This window comes from Leisingera sp. CC-HEC093 (assembly GCF_059429195.1).
Genome location: NZ_JCAIJR010000001.1, coordinates 768103 through 786585, shown reverse-complemented (window position 1 = coordinate 786585; position 18483 = coordinate 768103). Strand labels below are relative to the sequence as shown.

At 63.3% G+C, this 18483-nt stretch carries 19 protein-coding genes; 12 read left to right on the top strand and 7 right to left on the bottom strand.

Annotation, left to right across the window (positions count from 1 at the left end; translation table 11 throughout):
• Window positions 1–67 precede the first annotated feature (67 nt).
• A complete protein-coding gene (gene recO, locus AC5STB_RS03860; RefSeq protein ID WP_495441658.1) occupies window positions 68–793 on the top strand; it encodes a DNA repair protein RecO in 726 nt (241 codons plus the stop codon).
• On the opposite strand, the gene AC5STB_RS03855 is transcribed toward recO, so the two are convergent.
• The 3 genes from AC5STB_RS03855 to AC5STB_RS03845 all read right to left on the bottom strand — a co-directional run bounded on the left by AC5STB_RS03855 (window position 777) and on the right by AC5STB_RS03845 (window position 3826).
• Window positions 777–1169 (bottom strand): META domain-containing protein, encoded by a 393-nt coding sequence (locus tag AC5STB_RS03855; RefSeq protein WP_495441657.1) that lies wholly within the window; start codon window positions 1167–1169, stop codon window positions 777–779. The two genes, recO and AC5STB_RS03855, sit on opposite strands and share 17 nt — an antisense overlap.
• Before the next feature lie 119 nt (window positions 1170–1288).
• Entirely contained in the window at window positions 1289–1972 is a 684-nt protein-coding gene (locus AC5STB_RS03850) for an SGNH/GDSL hydrolase family protein (protein WP_495441656.1), read from the bottom strand.
• 168 nt (window positions 1973–2140) lie between these two features.
• Window positions 2141–3826, bottom strand: coding sequence for an acyl-CoA dehydrogenase family protein (locus tag AC5STB_RS03845; protein WP_495441655.1), 1686 nt, complete (start codon window positions 3824–3826; stop codon window positions 2141–2143).
• Window positions 3827–3971: 145 nt separating this feature from the next.
• Between AC5STB_RS03845 and AC5STB_RS03840 the strand changes: the two genes are divergently transcribed.
• From AC5STB_RS03840 to dgt, 3 genes are all read left to right on the top strand, one after another.
• Window positions 3972–4739: a sulfite exporter TauE/SafE family protein gene (locus AC5STB_RS03840; protein WP_495441654.1), complete on the top strand. Its 768-nt coding sequence runs from the start codon at window positions 3972–3974 to the stop codon at window positions 4737–4739.
• 17 nt (window positions 4740–4756) lie between these two features.
• Window positions 4757–5653, top strand: a complete 897-nt coding sequence (locus AC5STB_RS03835; protein WP_495441653.1) for a cation diffusion facilitator family transporter — start codon at window positions 4757–4759, stop codon at window positions 5651–5653.
• Window positions 5654–5722: 69 nt separating this feature from the next.
• Window positions 5723–7075, top strand: a complete 1353-nt coding sequence (gene dgt / locus AC5STB_RS03830) for a dGTP triphosphohydrolase (RefSeq protein WP_495444554.1) — start codon at window positions 5723–5725, stop codon at window positions 7073–7075.
• A gap of 70 nt (window positions 7076–7145) precedes the next feature.
• Here dgt and AC5STB_RS03825 read toward each other — a convergent pair whose 3' ends face one another.
• Window positions 7146–8744 (bottom strand): phosphoenolpyruvate carboxykinase, encoded by a 1599-nt coding sequence (locus AC5STB_RS03825; protein WP_495441652.1) that lies wholly within the window; start codon window positions 8742–8744, stop codon window positions 7146–7148.
• A 351-nt stretch (window positions 8745–9095) separates the two neighbouring features.
• On the opposite strand from AC5STB_RS03825, the gene AC5STB_RS03820 reads away from it, so the two are divergent.
• Genes AC5STB_RS03820 through AC5STB_RS03790 form a run of 7 tightly spaced genes read left to right on the top strand, consistent with a single transcriptional unit; the run spans window position 9096 to window position 14488 of the window.
• Entirely contained in the window at window positions 9096–9800 is a 705-nt protein-coding gene (locus AC5STB_RS03820) for a response regulator transcription factor (protein WP_495441651.1), read from the top strand.
• A gap of 50 nt (window positions 9801–9850) precedes the next feature.
• Window positions 9851–11563 (top strand): sensor histidine kinase, encoded by a 1713-nt coding sequence (locus tag AC5STB_RS03815; protein ID WP_495441650.1) that lies wholly within the window; start codon window positions 9851–9853, stop codon window positions 11561–11563.
• A 3-nt stretch (window positions 11564–11566) separates the two neighbouring features.
• Entirely contained in the window at window positions 11567–12004 is a 438-nt protein-coding gene (locus AC5STB_RS03810; RefSeq protein ID WP_495441649.1) for an HPr kinase/phosphorylase, read from the top strand.
• Complete coding sequence (rapZ, locus tag AC5STB_RS03805) at window positions 11997–12875, top strand: RNase adapter RapZ (protein ID WP_495441648.1); 879 nt, start codon at window positions 11997–11999, stop codon at window positions 12873–12875. Before AC5STB_RS03810 ends, rapZ begins: the two co-directional genes overlap by 8 nt.
• Before the next feature lie 9 nt (window positions 12876–12884).
• Complete coding sequence (locus AC5STB_RS03800) at window positions 12885–13292, top strand: PTS sugar transporter subunit IIA (RefSeq protein WP_495441647.1); 408 nt, start codon at window positions 12885–12887, stop codon at window positions 13290–13292.
• Window positions 13293–13562, top strand: coding sequence for an HPr family phosphocarrier protein (locus AC5STB_RS03795; RefSeq protein ID WP_495441646.1), 270 nt, complete (start codon window positions 13293–13295; stop codon window positions 13560–13562).
• 32 nt (window positions 13563–13594) lie between these two features.
• Window positions 13595–14488 (top strand): lysophospholipid acyltransferase family protein, encoded by an 894-nt coding sequence (locus AC5STB_RS03790; RefSeq protein WP_495441645.1) that lies wholly within the window; start codon window positions 13595–13597, stop codon window positions 14486–14488.
• A gap of 75 nt (window positions 14489–14563) precedes the next feature.
• On the opposite strand, the gene AC5STB_RS03785 is transcribed toward AC5STB_RS03790, so the two are convergent.
• Window positions 14564–15439 (bottom strand): 3-hydroxybutyryl-CoA dehydrogenase, encoded by an 876-nt coding sequence (locus AC5STB_RS03785; RefSeq protein WP_495441644.1) that lies wholly within the window; start codon window positions 15437–15439, stop codon window positions 14564–14566.
• 153 nt (window positions 15440–15592) lie between these two features.
• Here AC5STB_RS03785 and AC5STB_RS03780 point away from each other — a divergent pair, with 153 nt between their 5' ends.
• On the top strand, window positions 15593–16414 hold the full coding sequence (locus tag AC5STB_RS03780; RefSeq protein ID WP_495441643.1) for a DUF6473 family protein: 822 nt from the start codon (window positions 15593–15595) through the stop codon (window positions 16412–16414).
• 74 nt (window positions 16415–16488) lie between these two features.
• Here the strand turns inward: AC5STB_RS03780 and AC5STB_RS03775 are convergent, their stop codons facing one another.
• Together AC5STB_RS03775 and AC5STB_RS03770 are read right to left on the bottom strand one after the other, a co-directional pair.
• Window positions 16489–17418 carry an electron transfer flavoprotein subunit alpha/FixB family protein gene (locus AC5STB_RS03775; RefSeq protein ID WP_495441642.1) on the bottom strand — a complete coding sequence of 310 codons (930 nt, stop codon included), beginning with the start codon at window positions 17416–17418 and terminating at the stop codon, window positions 16489–16491.
• Window positions 17418–18176 (bottom strand): electron transfer flavoprotein subunit beta/FixA family protein, encoded by a 759-nt coding sequence (locus AC5STB_RS03770; protein WP_495441641.1) that lies wholly within the window; start codon window positions 18174–18176, stop codon window positions 17418–17420. The genes AC5STB_RS03775 and AC5STB_RS03770 overlap by 1 nt, the downstream gene beginning before the upstream one ends.
• Window positions 18177–18483 lie beyond the last annotated feature (307 nt).

Here is an 18483-nt window from a genome sequence, read left to right as displayed (position 1 = left end):
CAGCCGCTTGCAGCCTGCCCGGCAATGCGCTCTGGTAAGGCGGACCGCAGGACAGGGAGGCTCGGTGTTGGAGTGGCGTGATCACGGCATATTGCTTTCGGTGCGCTGCCACGGTGAAAGCTCCGCTATCATCGATGTCTTCACCGAAGAGCACGGCCGCCACGCCGGAATGGTCCGCGGCGGTGCCAGCCGCCGAATGGCCCCCATCCTGCAGCCTGGCGCTCAGCTGGACGTGACCTGGCGCGCGCGTCTGGAGGATCACTTGGGCAGCTATCATGCCGAACCGCTGCGCAGCCGGGCGGCAGCGGCGCTTTCCGGGCGTCTGTCCCTGGCCGGGCTTAATGCGGTCACGGCGCTTTTGTCCTTTTGCCTGCCAGAGCGCGAGCCGCATCCGGATCTTTACACCCGCAGCGAACGGCTGCTGGACCTCTTGGGGAACGACGCGCTCTGGCCGCTCGCCTACCTGCGCTGGGAGATGGCACTGCTGGAGGAAATGGGCTTTGGCCTTGACCTCTCGGCCTGCGCCGCGACCGGCAGCCGCTTCGGGCTGGCCTATGTCTCGCCGAAAACGGGGAGGGCTGTTTCACGTGAAGGCGCCGGGGACTGGGCGGACCGGCTGCTGCCGCTGCCGCCGGTGATGCTGGGCCAGGGCGATGCAGAAGACGCTGAAATCGTGCTGGCGCTGCGCACCACCGGTCACTTCCTGGAGGCGCATCTGGCGCCGTCGCTGGGCAACCAGCCGCCGCCAGAGGCACGCGGACGGCTGCTGGACCAGCTTAGCCGCCGGCTCTGAACAGCATCTCGCGCCCCGCTTCATTGCTGAGGATCAGCACATTGCCCGCGACCTCTGCCAGGGTCATTTCCTGCAGCGCTTGCAGGAATGCGGCCTCAGCCTCCAGCTCCGGACAGGCCGCCCGCGTCACTGCCAGCGGGCCGGGGTCAAACCAAGGATAGGGAGCGCTCTGGCGGCCATGGAACCGGTTGCACGGCCCGCGCCCGGCGATTTTGCCGGCTTTTGGAAAGCTAATATGCGCGGAGGCAGAAAAGTGGGCGCCATCTATGCTCTGCAGCCGCCATTCCTTGCCGGCAGCACCATAGGCCGACAGCGTCTCATCTGCCATGCACGCGCTGGTCAGAAGCAGGGAACCGATCAAGGCGGCATTCCGCATCAAGACCCCTCCAAAGGTTGTTGCCCAAGCACTTTGAAATGCAGCCGCGTTCGGTGCAAGGCCAACCGGCCGCAAACGCTGCCGCACCGTGCGCAGCAAGGGGGCGGGAGAACGCCCTGTCAGTTGTCCCGTATGATGCCGGCGACCTTGCGGCCGATTTCGCTGCTGGCCTTGACCGACGGGTGGATCATGTCGAGCGCATGGTAGGAGCGGTCGCCAAAGGGCACCATGTCCTTGTTCGACAGGAAGAAGATGCCCTCATCCTGTGCCGCCATCCTGCCAATGCGCGCTTCCAGCTCGTTGCCCTCGTCCCGGCAATGCTCAATCATCGACCCCACGCCGGGGCTGCGCAGGTAGCCTACATAGATCACCCTGGCACCGGACGCGCGCAGCTCTGACAGCATGGACGGAATCGCCCCGCCGCGCCCGTCAGCCGCTATCAGCTTGTCCATCTTCCGGTCGCAAGCCATGCAGCCGCAGCCGAGCCACAGGTCGTTGCCGCCGCCATTAACGATCACCCAGTCCCATTCCCCGGGTGTGTACTGCTTGCGGATATTCATCCCGGCTGCACCCGAAATCGGCAGCTTGTAAATGATCCGCGCGGCAGAGACCGAGCGGTCCACCACCGGTTCCTGCAGCTCTTGCGCCACCGTGTCCGAAATGGATTTTCCTGCCAGGCTGTGCCACGCCAGGAGCGAATCCCCCATGGCCAGAATGCGCGAAGGCCGGTCCGCTGGCACCGCGTCTCCGCAGGCCGTCAGCAGCAACAGGAATGGAAGAAGGAGGCAGCGCACAAGGGTCATGGTTAACTCTTAGGCAAGAAATCTTAAGGATTGAATAACCAATATTGGAAACAGCCTCTTTCCTGTCCGGCATTGCAACGGTCGGATTCCCGGCTGCACTGAGTCAAGGAAAACCCGGCGCGGACGCCGGGCGATGTTAAGTGTTCTGCACGCGCATTCCGCAGCGGGTCAGCCCAGCAAACGCCGCGCAATGACCTGTGCCTGGATCTCGGCAGCGCCCTCAAAGATGTTGAGGATGCGGGCATCGCACAGCACGCGGGAGATCTTGTATTCCATCGCAAAACCATTGCCGCCGTGGATCTGCAGCCCGTTGTCTGCCGCCGCCCAGGCTACCCGCGCGCCCAAAAGCTTGGCCATGCCAGCCTCCAGGTCGCAGCGGTGGCCGTGGTCCTTTTCCCAGGCCGAGAAATAGGTCAGCTGGCGGGCAATCATGATCTCCACCGCCATCATCGCCAGCTTGCCGGAAACGCGCGGGAAATTGATAAGCGACTTGCCGAACTGCTTGCGCTCCTGCGCGTACTGCATGGCAATATCCAGCGCCGACTGTGCCACGCCGATGGCGCGGGCCGCGGTCTGGATGCGGGCCGACTCAAAGGTCTCCATCAGTTGCTTGAAGCCCCTGTTTTCCTCGCCGCCCAGCAGGTTTTCCTGCTTCACGTGGAAATTGTCGAAGCCCAGCTCGTATTCCTTCATGCCGCGGTAGCCCAGCACCTCGATCTCGCCACCGGTCATGCCAGGGGTGGGGAAGGGGGCCTCGTCGGTGCCCGGGGTCTTCTCCGCCAGGAACATCGACAGCCCGCGGTGGTCGGTGGTGTCCGGATCGGTGCGCGCCAGCAGGGTCATCACATGGGTGCGCGCGGCGTGTGTGATCCATGTCTTGTTGCCGGTGATCTTATAATCGCCATTCTCGTCCTTCACTGCACGGGTGCGCAAGGAGCCGAGGTCGGAGCCGGTGTTCGGCTCAGTGAAGACGGCAGTGGGCAGGATTTCAGCACTGGCCAGCTTCGGCAGCCAGTTGGCCTTTTGCTCCTCAGTGCCGCCGCACAGGATCAGCTCCGCTGCAATCTCAGACCGGGTGCCCAGGCTGCCAACACCAATATAGCCGCGTGACAGCTCCTCGGAGACCACCACCATTGAGGCCTTGGACAGGCCGAACCCGCCGTATTCCTCCGGAATGGTCAGGCCAAAGACGCCCATCTCCGCCAGTTCCTCTATGACTTCCATCGGGATCAGCTCATCCTTCAGGTGCCAGTCATGGGCGTTCGGCTCGACCTTCTCCACTGCATAGCGGCGGAACTGGTCGCGGATCATCTCCAGCTCCTCCTCCAGGCCGGAGGCACCGAACATGGTGGAACCGGCCTGTTCCTCCATCAGCTCCACCAATCGGGTTCGGGCGGTCTGGCTGTTGCCCTGCTCGCACAGCGTCATCACAGCAGGCACCATCAGCGCACGCTGGGCGTCCTGGCTCAGACCCAAATCCTGCAGGCGAATGATCTCGCCCTGGTTCATCTGGATGCCGCCATAGACCTGCCACAGATACTCGCCAAAGCCGATCTGGTGAAGCAGTTGCTCCATCTCGCCGAACTTGCCCTCACCCTGCAGCTTCTCGGCCCATTTCTGCATCTGCCGCAGCGAATAGACATAAGTGGCAAGCCAAGACAGCCCGTGCGCGGCGACTTGGTTTTCCTCGATCAGCTTGCCTGAAACGCGACCATCGCTGCTCACCATGCCCTTGACGGAGGCGCGTGCGGCCTCAAGCAACTGGTCCAGCGGTTCCAGCGCGGCGCCGGTCAGCGCCAGCAGGTCGGGAATGAGAGTCGGTTTCATATGCAAGTCCTGTCCGTCGTGGGCCATGAATCAGATCCTTATTCGGTCGCCCGGTGGTAAATCATTTTGCAGGTGCAGCGCAACAAAAATACTCACGGGTGCGTCGTTTGGATCAAATCTTGCGTGTTGATTTTGCCCGTGCAGCACGCTGCGGATGTGGTAGAGCGGAAGGATGACCGCATTGTTTTCGCTTCTTTCCCCGGCAGAGCTGGCAGCGGCCTTTGGCATTGCGCTGCTGGCCGGCACGGTCAAGGGCCTGGTCGGCTTTGCCATGCCGATGATCCTCATTTCCGGCCTCAGCATATTTCTGGCACCGGATCTGGCGCTGGCCGGGCTGATCCTGCCGACCCTGATCACCAACGGGATGCAGGCGCTGCGGCAAGGGCCGGGCGCAGCTATGGCCTCAATCCGCAAGTTCCGGGTGTTTCTGCTGATTGGCCTTGTCTGCCTGCTGCTCAGCGCTCAGATGGTGCGGCTGCTGCCGCAACAGGCGCTGCTGCTGGTTATTGGCCTGCCGGTCACGGTCTTCGCCTGTATCCAGCTGATGGGCAAGACATTCACCATCACCAACCCCTCCCGCCGCAGCGAGGCGCTGGTGGGCGGCATTGCGGGCCTGATCGGCGGTGTGTCCGGCGTCTGGGGCCCGCCGACCGTGGCCTATCTCACCGCCTTGAATACCGAGAGGACAGAGCAGATCCGGGTGCAGGGGGTGATTTACGGCCTCGGCGCCGTGGCGTTGCTGGTGGCGCACATCGGATCCGGTGTTATGCGGGCTGAAACCGCGCCTTTCTCGCTGGCGCTGATCGTGCCTGCAGTTGCGGGCATGTGGATCGGCGGGCAGTTGCACGACCGCATCGACCAGGTGCTGTTCCGGCGGGTGACACTGATGGTGCTGCTGATCGCCGGTCTGAACCTGCTGCGCCGCGGCGTGCTGATGTAGCACGGGGGCGAGGCACCATGCATCAACGGCTTAGCGCAGAACAGCTGGCAACTGGTTCCATCCTCATTGCCTTGGCGGTGATGGGGCTGAAGGTCGCGGCCTGGACAATGACTGGCTCCGTGGCGCTCTTGTCGGACGCGCTGGAATCGCTGGTGAACATCGGCGGGGCGGTGATGGCCTGGTTTGCGGTGCGCTATGCCCAGCGGCCCCCGGACGCAGACCACCCCTACGGCCACCATAAGGCCGAATATTTCTCGGCGGTGATCGAAGGCATTCTGATCGTGATCGCTGCCCTGGTGATCCTGCATGAGGCGACCAGCGCGCTGACCCGCGCGAATGATGCCGATTGGGGCGCTGCCGGCATGGTTGTGAACGCGCTGGCGATGATGGTGAACCTCGCCTGGGCACGGGTGCTGCTGCGCGCGGGCGCGCGGTTGAAATCCCCGGCGCTGTCGGCCGGCGGCCGCCATTTGATGAGCGACGTCTGGACTTCTGCCGGGGTGCTGGCGGGGCTGGGGCTGGCGCTTGCCACCGGCTGGGCGGTGCTGGACCCGCTGCTGGCGCTGCTGGTCGGCGTCAACATCCTGCGCGAGGGCTGGCTGGTGATTGCCGCCTCCGTCGGCGGCCTGATGGACACCGCCGCCCCGGCGGAGGAGCGCGCCCGGATTGAGGACATCATCCACCGCACCGCCAATGGCGCGATGCAGGTCCATGGCCTCAAAACCCGCCGCGCCGGCCGCGCGCTGTTTGTCGAGTTTCACATGGTGGTCGACGGCGCCATGACCGTGCGCGCCGCCCACGGCATCTGCGACCGCGTCGAAGCCGCCCTGCGCGCCGCCATTCCCGGCGTGCAGGTGGTGAGCCATGTGGAGCCGGAGCATAAGCTGGAACCCGCCGGGATCGCGCCGCGCTGAAGCGTTTGCATTTCCCTGCCGCCTCCCGTTTAACCGCACACAAACAGGCAAAGGAGCAGGCACATGGCAATGGAGTGGAACAGGCTGCTGAACCCGGGGCGGCTCTGCCGGCCGGGGTTCGAGGAACTGCCGGGACGTCCGGCCTACCTGCAGGATTACGACCGCATCCTGTTCTCGGAACCGTTCCGGCGGCTGGCGCAAAAGACCCAAGTGCATCCGCTGTATGAGCACGACCATGTGCATCACCGGATGATCCACAGCCTTGAAACCGCAAGCGTCGGCCGCTCTCTGGGCACGCTGGCCGGGCAGGCCATGCTGAAAGAAGGCTTCATCACGGAGCAGCAGCGCGACGCGATTGCCGGCACTATCCAATCCGCCTGCCTGCTGCACGACATCGGCAACCCGCCTTTCGGGCACTCCGGCGAAGATAGCATCGGCGCGTGGTTCGCGGCTCAATTCAGGGCCGGCACAGGCGCTGCCGGATCAGTGCCCCGGGCACAGCAGGCAGAGTTCACCGCGTTCGAAGGCAACGCTCAGGGGTTCCGCATCGCCAGCCGCCTTGAAATGGCGCGGCGGGACGGGGGCATGCGGCTGTCCTACGCAACGCTTGGGGCGTTTATGAAATACCCCTGTACAGCCGAGGCGCGCCAATTGGCCGACGGCGGCTATGTGGGGCTCAAGAAGTTCGGGGTGTTCGGCACCGAGGCTGGCCATTTTGCTGAGGTCGCCGAAGCGCTGGGGCTGCGCGCAGAAGGCAGCGGTGCGGCGCGCCACTGGCGCCGCCATCCGCTGGCCTTCCTGGTCGAAGCGGCGGACGATATCTGCTACCGCATTCTGGACCTGGAGGATGCCGCGACAGTCGGCGACCTGGACAGCCGGCTGGTGATTAATTGCCTGGAGAAGATTGCAGGCAAACCCAACCGGGCAGATGACCCGCTCGCCACCACCCGCGATATCGTTGCCTTCCGCCGGGCCAGTGCCATCACCAAGGCAATCGAGGCCGCGGTTGAGGCCTTCATGGCGCACTACGACGCCATTATGGCCGGACATTTCAACGAGGGGCTGATGGAAATCTCCTCCAAGCAGGAAGCCTTCGATGAAATGAAGGAGATATCCAACGCACGGATCTTTACTGCACTGCGCAAGACCGAGCTGGAGATCAAGGGCCGCCAAGTCCTCTACGCGGTTCTGGATCACTTCCATGAGCTTTTTACCGAGCTTGGCGGTTGCGGCTGGGACGCAGAAGAGCTGAAAGCCAGGAACGGCTATTGGGCCAAGCTGATCCGCGCTGTGGACCTGGACCTGCGCGGAGTGGAGGACGCCTATACCGCGATGCACTCTCTGGCCGATTTCGTCTCCGGCATGACCGATCGCTACGCAGTCAAGGTGCGGGATATGGTGGCGGGCAGCCTGACCGTTTGATCTCTTCAAGGCACCCAAACAAAAAACCCGGCCGCTGGCCGGGTTTCTTATTTCACAGCAGCGGAAAGCCTCAGCCGATGGCGGCGGCCTTCACGTCCTCGTCGATGAACGGCAGGTACTGCTCAAAGTTGTCAGAGAACATCTGCACCAGTTTGGCGGCCTGGGTGTCATAGGCGGACTTGTCGTCCCAGGTGCGGCGCGGGTCCAGCAGCAATTCCGGCACGCCCGGCACGTTGACCGGCACGTCAAATCCGAAATTCGCGTCCTTGCGGAACTCCGCATCCGCCAGCGAGCCGTCCAGCGCCGCGGTCAGCAGCGCGCGGGTGGCCTTGATCGGCATCCGGCTGCCGGTGCCATAGGCGCCGCCGGTCCAGCCGGTGTTCACCAGCCAGCAGGTGGCGCCGTGCTGGGCAATCTTCTCGCGCAGCAGGTTGCCGTAAACCTCCGGGCGGCGCGGCATGAAGGGCGCACCAAAGCAGGTGGAGAAGGTCGGCTCCGGCTCGGTCACGCCACGCTCGGTCCCAGCCACCTTGGAGGTGAAGCCGGACAGGAAGTGGTACATCGCCTGCGCCGGGGTCAGCCGCGCGATCGGAGGCAGCACGCCGAAGGCATCGCAGGTCAGCATGATGATGTTCTTCGGATGGCCGCCGCGGGCGCTGGACGATGCATTGGAGATGTAATGCAGCGGGTAGGCACAGCGCATGTTGGCGGTCAGGCTGTCGTCATTGAAATCCAGCTCTTTGGTTTCCGGATCGAACACCATGTTTTCGATCACGGTGCCGAACTTGGAGGTAGTGGCGTAGATTTCCGGCTCAGCCTCGGCATTCAGGTTGATGGTCTTGGCATAGCAGCCGCCTTCAAAGTTGAAGGTGCCGTTGTCGGCCCAGCCGTGCTCGTCGTCGCCGATCAGCACCCGGTCCGGGTCGGCGGACAGGGTGGTCTTGCCGGTGCCCGAGAGGCCAAAGAATACGGCGGTGTCGACCGGGTTGCCCTTGGCGTGGTTGGCGGAGCAGTGCATCGGCATGATGCCTTTTTCCGGCAGCAGATAGTTCAGCAGGGTGAACACGGATTTCTTGTTCTCGCCTGCGTATTCGGTGCCGCCGATCAGGATCATCTTGCGGTCAAAGTTCATCGCGATGATCGTCTCGCTGCGGCAGTCGTGCCGCTTGGGGGCGGCCTGGAAACTGGGGCAATTGATGACGGTGAAATCGGCGATGAAGTCATCCAGGTCTTCGCGGTCCGGACGGCGCAGCATGGTGCGGATGAACAGGTTGTGCCAGGCCAGTTCTGTGACCATGCGGACGTTGATTGCATGCGCCGGGTCGGCGCCGCCCACCAGGTCCTGGACGTAGTAGTCCTTGCCCTTCATGTGCTCCAGCATGTCGGCATAAAGCGCGTCAAAGCCCTCAGCGCTCATCGCTGCGTTGTTATCCCACCAGATGGTGTCGCGCACGCTGTCGGTTTTGACAACATGCTTGTCCTTGGGGGAACGGCCGGTGAATTTGCCGGTGGTGACCAGGAAGGCGCCGCCATTGCCCAGCGTGCCTTCGCCGCGCTGCAACGCAGCTTCGATCAGCGCCGGCTCCATGAAGTTGTAATAGACATTGCCCAGACCCTCGATGCCCTGATCTTCGAGGCGGAATTGCGGGTTAACCCGTCCAGATGTCATGCGTTTTTTCTCCTGTGGCGGCGCGGGCGGCACGCAGGCTGCGCGGCTGCGCCATTGGGGCAATAGAAACGGCATCGCTGCCGGTGCGAAGGTCTTAACATGGCGTTTTGGGCGGTGAACAGGCCGGTTTCATCTAGTTAGCGCCACCAAGCCAATGTTTAGCGCAACCATCGGTTTCGCCGCAGGCAGCTGCCTGAATGTTTGTCTCTGTTCAGCAGGCGCTAAGGTATTTTTGCCCTAATCGGGTCCAAAGATTGCCCCGATTCTTCAAATGGGATTGATTCGGCGCACTAGAACGGCGATGAAAGTGGTAAAAACAAACCAGAACAGAGCAGATTAGGGGCAATTCCGATGTCGAAGATTGCTTTGGTTGACGATGACAGGAACATCCTGACGTCGGTTTCCATGACGCTTGAGGCCGAAGGCTTTGAGGTCGAAACATATAATGACGGCCAGGCCGCGCTGGATGCCTTCAACAAGAAGCTTCCGGATATGGCCGTGCTGGACATCAAGATGCCGCGCATGGACGGTATGGACCTGTTGCAGCGGCTGCGGCAGAAAACCCAGATGCCGGTGATCTTCCTCACCTCCAAGGATGATGAGATCGACGAGGTGCTGGGCCTGCGCATGGGCGCGGATGACTACGTCAAGAAACCGTTCTCGCAGCGCCTGCTGGTGGAACGGATCCGGGCGCTGTTGCGCCGCCAGGAGGCGATCAGCAGCGATGCCGCCGGCACCGCCTCGCCCGAGACCAAGGTGATGGAGCGCGGCAACCTGCGGATGGATCCGCTGCGCCACGCGGTTAGCTGGAAGGGCAAGGACGTATCGCTGACGGTGACCGAATTTCTGCTGCTGCAGGCACTGGCCCAGCGGCCCGGTTTCGTAAAAAGCCGCGACCAGCTGATGGATGTGGCCTATGATGACCAGGTCTATGTGGACGACCGCACCATCGACAGCCATATCAAGCGCCTGCGCAAGAAGATGCGCAGCGCAGATTCTGATTTTGCGGCGATCGAAACTCTCTATGGTATCGGTTACCGTTATAATGAAGAATAAGCGGCACATCTAAGCGGGGCTCTGTGCCCCCGGCCAGGGGAGTGGCGCGGATGCGCGATACCAGTGTAATGCAACGCCAGCAGGACGGTGATGTGGTTCTGGGGGAGGACTGGGTCACCCCCAACCAATCTGTCACGCGGGAAATGCAGGACAAGCGCGCGCGCCGTGGGCTGCTGTCGCTTAAAGGCTCGCCGCTGACCCGCAAGATCATCACCTTCAACCTGATTGCTCTGATCATCCTGGTTGCGGGCATCCTTTACCTGAACTCGTCGCGGCAAAGCCTGGTGCAGCAGCGCGCAGGCGCGCTGGTGTCGGAGGCGATGCTGGCCGCAGATGTGTTTGAGGCTGAAATGCCGGCCGCTGGCGCCGTCAGCTTTGCCGCCGGCGACGGCATCCAAGTAGAGGACACGCTGGCCCGGCTCAGCCTGCGCGGCGGGGTCGAGGCCTTTGTGTTCGATACCACTGGCAATCTGATTGCCAGCGTTAAGGGCCTGGACCGCAGCGACGCCCTGAACGTGCTCAACGACAGCGGCAAGCGCCCGACGCTGATCAGCGATGCCCTGACGGGCCTGTGGGGGATCGCCGGCGGCGGCGCGCAGGACGCCGAGACCGCCGCTGTCGGCCTGTCGCTGGAGACCCGGCTCAGCGGGCTGGTGGACCGGGCGATGAACAATGGCACCGGTGTGGAAACCGTAGTGGACACCAGCGGCAGCCGGGTGATTTCCGCCGCCACCCCGATCATGCATAACGGAGCTGCGGTCGGGGTGATCGCGCTGGCCTCGCCCACCGGTGAAGTGGACGCGCTGGTGCGCGGCGAGCAGGAGCGTGTGCTGCAGATGTTTGTGGTGGCGCTCTTGGTCTCTGTCGGCCTCAGCCTGGTGCTGGCCTCCACCATCGCCAACCCGCTCGCCGACCTCGCAGAGGCGGCGGAGCTGGGCCGGGAGCGCGGCAGCCGCAAATCCAACCCCGGCCGCATCCGGATCCCGGACCTGTCGGCCCGCCCCGATGAAATCGGCCGTCTCAGCCGTGCCCTGCGCGGCATGGTCAAGGCGCTGTATTCCCGGATCGACAGCAACGAACAGTTCGCGGCCGATGTCGCGCATGAGATTAAGAACCCGCTGGCGAGCCTGCAGTCGGCGGTCGGCACCCTGCGCATGGTCCGCCGCGACGATCAGCGCGAAAAACTGATGGACGTGATTGAACACGACGTGCGCCGCCTTGATCGGCTGGTCAGCGACATTTCCAACGCCTCGCGGCTCGACGCCGAGCTGGTGAAGGAGGAGGAAGAGGATTTCGACCTGCTGGCGATGCTGGGCAACCTGAACCAGTACCTGGGCGAAGACGCCCGCGGCAAGGGGATCGACTACATCACCGATCTTCCCACCCAGCCGATCCTGCTGCAGGGGCTGGAGGCGCGCCTGGCGCAGGTCTTTGTCAACCTGATCACCAACGCCATTTCCTTCTGCGAGGAAGGCGATGCGATTCGCGTCTGGGCGCGCCGCCGCGCCAACCGGGTGCTTGTGGTGGTCGAGGACACCGGCCCCGGCATCCCCGATCAGGCGCTCTCCAAGATCTTCAAACGTTTCTACTCGCAGCGCCCGGTGGAGCATTTCGGCAATAACTCAGGCCTCGGCCTCGCAATCTCTAAGCAGATTGTAGAGGCGCATGGCGGCGTAATCTGGGCAGAGAACATCCGCCCGACCGAGGCTGACGTCACCTCTGAGCCGCTGGGCGCGCGGTTTGTGGTTGGTCTGCCGGTGTAAACAATGCCTGAACCTGAAAGCCTCATCCTGCATGCCTCCTGCGTCGCGCTGGAGGGGCGGGGGCTTTTGATCACCGGCACCTCCGGCCAGGGCAAATCCGCTTTGTCGCTGCAGCTGATGGCCTTCGGCGCCCAGCTGGTGGCCGACGACCGGGTGCTGGTCCAAGTCCTGGACGGGCATCTTGTTGCCAGTGCTCCGGAACCGATCCGGGGTTTGATTGAGGCCCGCTATATGGGCCTTCTTCAGGCGCAGATCCGCAGCCCGGTGCCGGTGACGGCGCTGGTGGACCTGGACGAGGCAGAGACTGAACGCCTGCCGGTGCGCCATACCACCCGGTTGCTGGGGCGGGAGGTGGCCCGTGTGAAAAGGGTGGACGGCGCGCATTTCGCCCCCGCCCTGATGCAATTCCTCAGATGCGGAGCGCTGGACCCGGATGCCTGAACAGCAGAACACTGCCGTTCCGGCGGTTCTGGTCACTGGCCCCTCTGGCGCCGGCCGGACCACCGCGATCAACGTGCTGGAGGATCTCGGGTTTGAGGCGATCGACAACCTGCCGCTGCGTCTGCTGCCCGGCTTGTTCGACGCCGCCGCCGCGCCCCGGCCGATGGCGCTGGGGCTGGACAGCCGCAACCGGGATTTCTCGCCGCGCGCGCTTTTGGATGTGATCGACATGCTGTCCGGCCGCCGTGAGCTGGAGCTGACCGTTCTCTACCTCGATTCGCACCCGGACGTGCTGCTGCGCCGCTACTCTGAAACCCGCCGCCGCCACCCGCTGGCACCCGCCGAATCCCCGTCCGAAGGGGTGCGGCGCGAACTGGATCTCATGGCGCCGATCCGCGACCGCGCCGACATCCTGCTGGACACTTCTGACATGAACGTCCACCAGCTGAAGGCGGAGATCGAGCGCTGGTTCGCCCCCGGCGGCCGCATCCTGGCGCTGTCTGTGCAAAGCTTCTCCTACAAGCGCGGCATGCCGCATGGCATCGACATGGTGTTTGATTGCAGGTTCCTGGCCAATCCCTACTGGAAGCCGGAGCTTCGCCAGCGCGACGGCACCGACACCGCGGTGCAGGACTACGTCAGGGCGGATGCCCGTTTTGCCCCCTTCTTTGACCGGGTTCTGGATCTTACCCGCCTGCTGCTGCCGGCCTACCGCGAGGAAGGCAAATCGCATTTCTCCATTGCCTTTGGCTGTACCGGCGGCCAGCACAGATCGGTGACAATGGCGGAATCCCTGGCCAAGGCCCTTGCGGAGGACGGCCTGCAAGTGTCAATTAGACACCGCGAGCTGCAAGGCCAGCAAAAGAAGTGAGAGGCCGGGTTGATCGGGATTGTGATTGTAGCGCATGGCGGACTGGCTAGGGAGTACCTCGCCGCGGTGGAACACGTCGTGGGTCCGCAGCCCAGCCTGATGGCCATCGCCATTGGACCGGACGACGACCGGTCCGGCAAACAGGACGAGATTTGCTCCGCAGCCAACAAGGTCGATACAGGCGGCGGCGTTGTGGTGGTGACCGACCTGTTCGGCGGGTCGCCCTCCAACCTCAGCCTCAAGGCCTGCGCACCCGCGGACCGCCGCATTCTCTATGGCGCCAATCTTCCCATGCTGATCAAACTGGCGAAATCCCGCCATCTGCCGGTTGCCGATGCAGTGCGGCAGGCGATGGAGGCCGGGCGCAAGTATATCAACGCCCAGAACGTAAACCCAGATGGGGAGCAGGCACACTAAATGGCTCTGAAGACGCTGAAAATCATCAATGAAAAGGGGCTGCACGCCCGTGCCTCCGCCAAGCTGGTGGAGGTGGTGGAAGCGTTTGACGCCACGGCAGAGGTGCTGAAGGACGGAATGTCCGCATCCGGCGACAGCATTATGGGCCTTTTGATGTTGGCAGCCTCAAAAGGAACGACTATTGACGTCGAGACTTCGGGGCCCGATGCTGATGCGCTGGCGCATGCGCTGGAGACCCTGGTGGCCGATAAGTTCGGCGAGGGCTACTAGGCCGCGCCGGCAGCGGAACGGGATAAGGCACATTGGCGGAAACCGCACACGACAGGAATACCGGCGTCGCGCCGGAGACTGCTGATCAGACGGGCGAGGTTTATGACCGGCGCACGCTGACCTATGCCAATTCTTTCGACGACCGCTGGACGTCGCTGGCGATCAAGACCATCGAATGGCTGACCGGCAAGCTGAAGATTCTGCGCATGGTCAACAAGTTCGAGAAGCGCAACGCCGAGTACCGCGGCCAGAAATTCTGGCGCGGCGCGCTCAACACCATGGGCATCGACCTGCAGACCCCGCAGGAGCAGATCGAAAACATCCCCGCGGACGGCCCGGTGGTGATCGTCGCCAACCACCCGCACGGGATGGTCGACGGCATGATCTTTGCCGACCTGATTGGCCGCCGCCGTACCGATTACCGCATCCTGACCCGCTCGGTGCTGACCGGTCTGGATGAGGCCGCGACCTCCTTCATGATCCCGGTGCCCTTCCCGCATGACCCGGAAGCGCAGCGCAAGATGGTCGACATGCGCGCCAAGACCATGGCCTTCCTCAAGGAAGGCGGCGCTGTGGCGCTGTTTCCCTCGGGCGTGGTGATGTCGTCCGACAGCTGGTTCGGCCCCGCGATTGAGCGTGAGTGGAACGTTTTTACCGCCCAGCTGATCCGCCGCTCCGGCGCCCGGGTTGTGCCGATCTTTTACCCCGGCTCGAACTCGCGCTGGTACCAGATCGCCTGTCAGGTCTCGCCGATCCTGCGCCAGGGCCTGTTGCTGCATGAAATCGTGCGCTCCTGCAACAAACCGCAGGCGCCTGTGGTGGGCAAGCCGCTGACCGATGAGCAGATGGCGCAGCTGCAAACCGACCCGCGCGGTTTCATGGCCTGGCTGCGCGAGCACACGCTGAGCCTCGGCAAACAGGGCTGAACCCGCAGAAACACTCAAACGCCGGAAACGAAAAAGCGCCCCGCAGGGCGCTTCTTTGTTCTGTCCGGGACGCCGTCACCGGGTCGGCACCGGAACCTCGCCGCGGTAATCATAGAACCCGCGCTGGGTCTTGCGGCCGAGCCAGCCGGCCTCGACGTATTTGGTCAAGAGCGGACAGGGGCGGTACTTGGTATCCGCCAAACCATCGTGCAGCACGTTCATGATCGCCAGGCAGGTGTCCAGGCCGATGAAATCCGCCAGTTCCAGCGGTCCCATCGGATGGTTGGCACCCAGCTTCATCGATTCGTCGATCGACTTCACCGACCCCACGCCCTCATAGAGCGTGTAAACCGCCTCGTTGATCATCGGCATAAGGATGCGGTTGACGATGAAGGCGGGAAAATCCTCAGCGCTGGCAGAGGTCTTGCCGAGCCGCGCCACCACGTCCTGGCAGGCCTTGAAGGTCGGCTCGTCCGTTGCGATGCCGCGGATCAGCTCCACCAGCTGCATCACCGGCACCGGGTTCATGAAATGGAACCCCATGAAACGTTCCGGCCGGTCGGTGCGGCTGGCCAGCCGGGTGATAGAGATCGAGGAGGTGTTCGAAGTCAGGATCGTATGCGGCTGCAGATGCGGATGCAGGTCTTCGAAAATGGCCTGCTTCACGGTCTCGCGCTCGGTCGCCGCCTCAATCACCAGATCGGTTGCGCCCACGTCAGCCAGCTTCAGCGAGGGCACGATGCGCGCCAGCGCCGCCTTCACGTCGTCCTCGGAAATCCTGCCCTTGCTGGCCTGGCGCTCCATGTTCTTGTGGATCAGGCTCAGCGCTCCGTCCAGCGCCTGCTGGTTGACGTCGTTCAGCACAACATCATACCCGGCCAGCGCCATGACGTGGGCAATGCCATTGCCCATCTGCCCGGCCCCGATCACTCCAACCTTCTGAATTTCCATGCCTCAGGCTCCTGAAATAGCTGCGGCAACCTTACTGGCCGGGGAAGGGCGGACACAAGGGCGGCTGGCCCGGATTTGAGGCAAATTCTCACTTTAGGGAAATTGCAATGCTTGCCCGCCAGAGTGAGTCTCGGGTGAAAAATTGGTGGTACTATGAGCTATGAACTCAAAAGCGCGGGGGCGCTTGCGGGGGAGCCAGTCAGGTATGGGCAATCCAGACTGCTGGTGCGGGGGCCGCAAAAGCCCTTGGAAGATCCCTACGTTGCCTTCCTTGGCGGAACAGAAGTCTACGGGCGATTCGTTGAATTTCCGTTTGTCGACTCGCTGCAGGCCCGGCTGGGCGTGGATTGCGTCAACCTGGGCAGCGTGAATGCGGGCCTGGACAGTTTCGCGCAGGATGAAACCCTGATCGAGGTGGCCGGCAGGGCCCGCCTGACCGTGGTGCAGATGCTGGGCGCGCAGAATATTTCTAATCCCTATTACCGGGTGCATCCGCGCCGCAACGACCGGTTTCTGCAGGCCCATCCGGCGCTCAAAGCGCTGTACCCTGAGGTCGATTTCACCGAATTCCACTTCAATAAGCACCTGCTGTGCACCCTGCGCGACATTTCCAGCCAGCGGTTCGAACGGGTCCGCGACCAGCTGCAGCACAGCTGGGTGGAGCGGATGACGGCGCTGATCGGCCAGCTGGACGGCCGCGTCCTGCTGTTGTGGCTCCGCTATGATCTGGACGCCGATGCCGGTTTCCCGGCGGAACCGGTGCTGGTTGACCGCGCCATGGCTGAGGCGCTGCGCCCAAAGGTGCAGGGCATCCTTGAGATCAAGGCCGCCTCCGCCGCCGCGGCGCAGGACATTTCCGGCATGATCTTCGGCCCGATGGAGCTGCCGGCCGCGCGCCACATGATCGGTCCCAAAGAACACCTGAGAATCGCTGAGGCGCTGGCCTGCGAATTGGACCCGCTGCTGCGCAGGTAAAGCTGCCCCGCCGCAAAATGGAAAAAGGCCCGCGAAACGGCGGGCCTTCCAATTTGCCGGCAGACCGGTTGGGCTCAGCCCAGTTTCGCGGTCAGGGCCGGGACGGCGTCGAACAGGTCGGCAACCAGGCCAAAGTCCGCAACCTGGAAGATCGGTGCTTCTTCGTCCTTGTTGATCGCTACGATGACCTTGGAGTCCTTCATGCCGGCCAGGTGCTGGATCGCGCCGGAGATGCCGATGGCGACATAAAGATCCGGAGCAACAACCTTGCCGGTCTGACCCACCTGCCAGTCGTTCGGGGCATAGCCCGAGTCGACGGCGGCACGGGATGCGCCAACCGCGGCACCCAGTTTGTCAGCCAGGTTTTCGATCAGTTTGAAATCTTCCTCAGAGCCAACGCCACGGCCGCCGGAGACAACGATGCCGGCCGAGGTCAGCTCGGGACGGTCGCTTGCGGCAACCTTGTCTTCGACCCACTCGGACAGGCCCGGGTTGTCAGCAGCCGAGATGGTTTCCACGGATGCCGAGCCGCCTTCGCCAGCTGCGTCAAAGGACGCGGTGCGGATCGAGACGACTTTCTTGGCGTCGTTCGATTTCACGGTCTGGATCGCGTTGCCGGCATAGATCGGACGCTCGAAGGTGTTGCCGTCGACAACGCCGGACACGTCCGAAATCACCATCACGTCCAGCAGCGCGGCCACGCGCGGCAAAACGTTTTTGGCGTCGGTGGTGGCGGGCGCAACGATGTGCTCAAAATCGGACGCCAGGCCAGCGATCAGCGCTGCGGTCGGCTCCGCCAGGCGGTGGCCCAGCGATGCGTCCTCGGCGACCAGCACTTTGGCAACGCCTGCGATCTTGGCGGCTTCTTCGCCAGCCGCAGCAGCAGAGGCGCCAGCGGCCAGAACGGTCACGTCGCCCAGCGGTGCGGCAGCGACAACGGCTTTTGCGGTTGCGTCCAGCGCCAGCGCGCCGTCGGTCACTTCAGCAAGGAGAAGAACAGCCATTACACAGCCCCCGCTTCTTTGAGTTTTTCAACCAGCTCGTCAACCGAACCGACCACGATGCCTGCGGCGCGTGCCGGCGGCTCTTCGGTCTTGACGATTTCCAGGCGCGGGGAGACGTCGACGCCGTAGTCGGCGGCGGTTTTCTCGTCCAACGGCTTCTTCTTAGCCTTCATGATGTTCGGCAGCGACGCGTAACGCGGCTCGTTCAGACGCAGGTCCACGGTGACGATGGCGGGCATCTTCACAGAGATGGTCTGCAGGCCGCCGTCGACCTCACGGGTGACCTTGGCGGTGTCGCCTTCGATGTCCAGTTCAGAGGCAAAGGTGCCCTGGGACCAGCCCAGCAGCGCCGACAGCATCTGGCCGGTTGCGTTCATGTCGTTGTCGATCGCCTGCTTGCCGCAGAGCACGACGCCCGGCTGCTCTTCCTCGACCACTTTGGCCAGGATCTTGGCAACGGCCAGCGGCTCGATGTCGGTGTGCACGTCGTCGGCAGCAATCACCAGGATGGCGCGGTCTGCGCCCATCGCCAGGGCGGTGCGCAGGGTTTCCTGGGCCTGCTTCACGCCGATCGAAACCGCTACCACCTCGTCAGCCTTGCCGGCTTCTTTCAGGCGGATGGCTTCTTCGACAGCGATTTCGTCGAAGGGGTTCATCGACATTTTCACGTTGGCGAGATCGACACCGCTGCCGTCCGCTTTGACGCGGACTTTCACGTTGTAGTCAATCACGCGTTTGACAGGCACAAGTACCTTCATTTTGCGTTCTCTCCTTAACAAACGGCAAGCCGCCCCAGGGCGACTCCCCCTCTATGCTCTCGCAGCGTTGATACCGGCTGGTGCGGGCTCGCAACAGGGCAAAATCGTCACGTTAGAGCACGGCGACGTCGCGTTTGCGCATTTGGAACATCATTTCCGCAAGAATGTTTCCGGTGGGAAATCTGCCTGCCGCAACGGCAGGGCAATGCGGCCGCGGATGACGTGTTTGGCGCCGGATTCGCAAAAATCCGGCGCCTCAGGGCGAATCACACCGGGATCAAACCGGCATCAGATTGGGGCAGGGGCC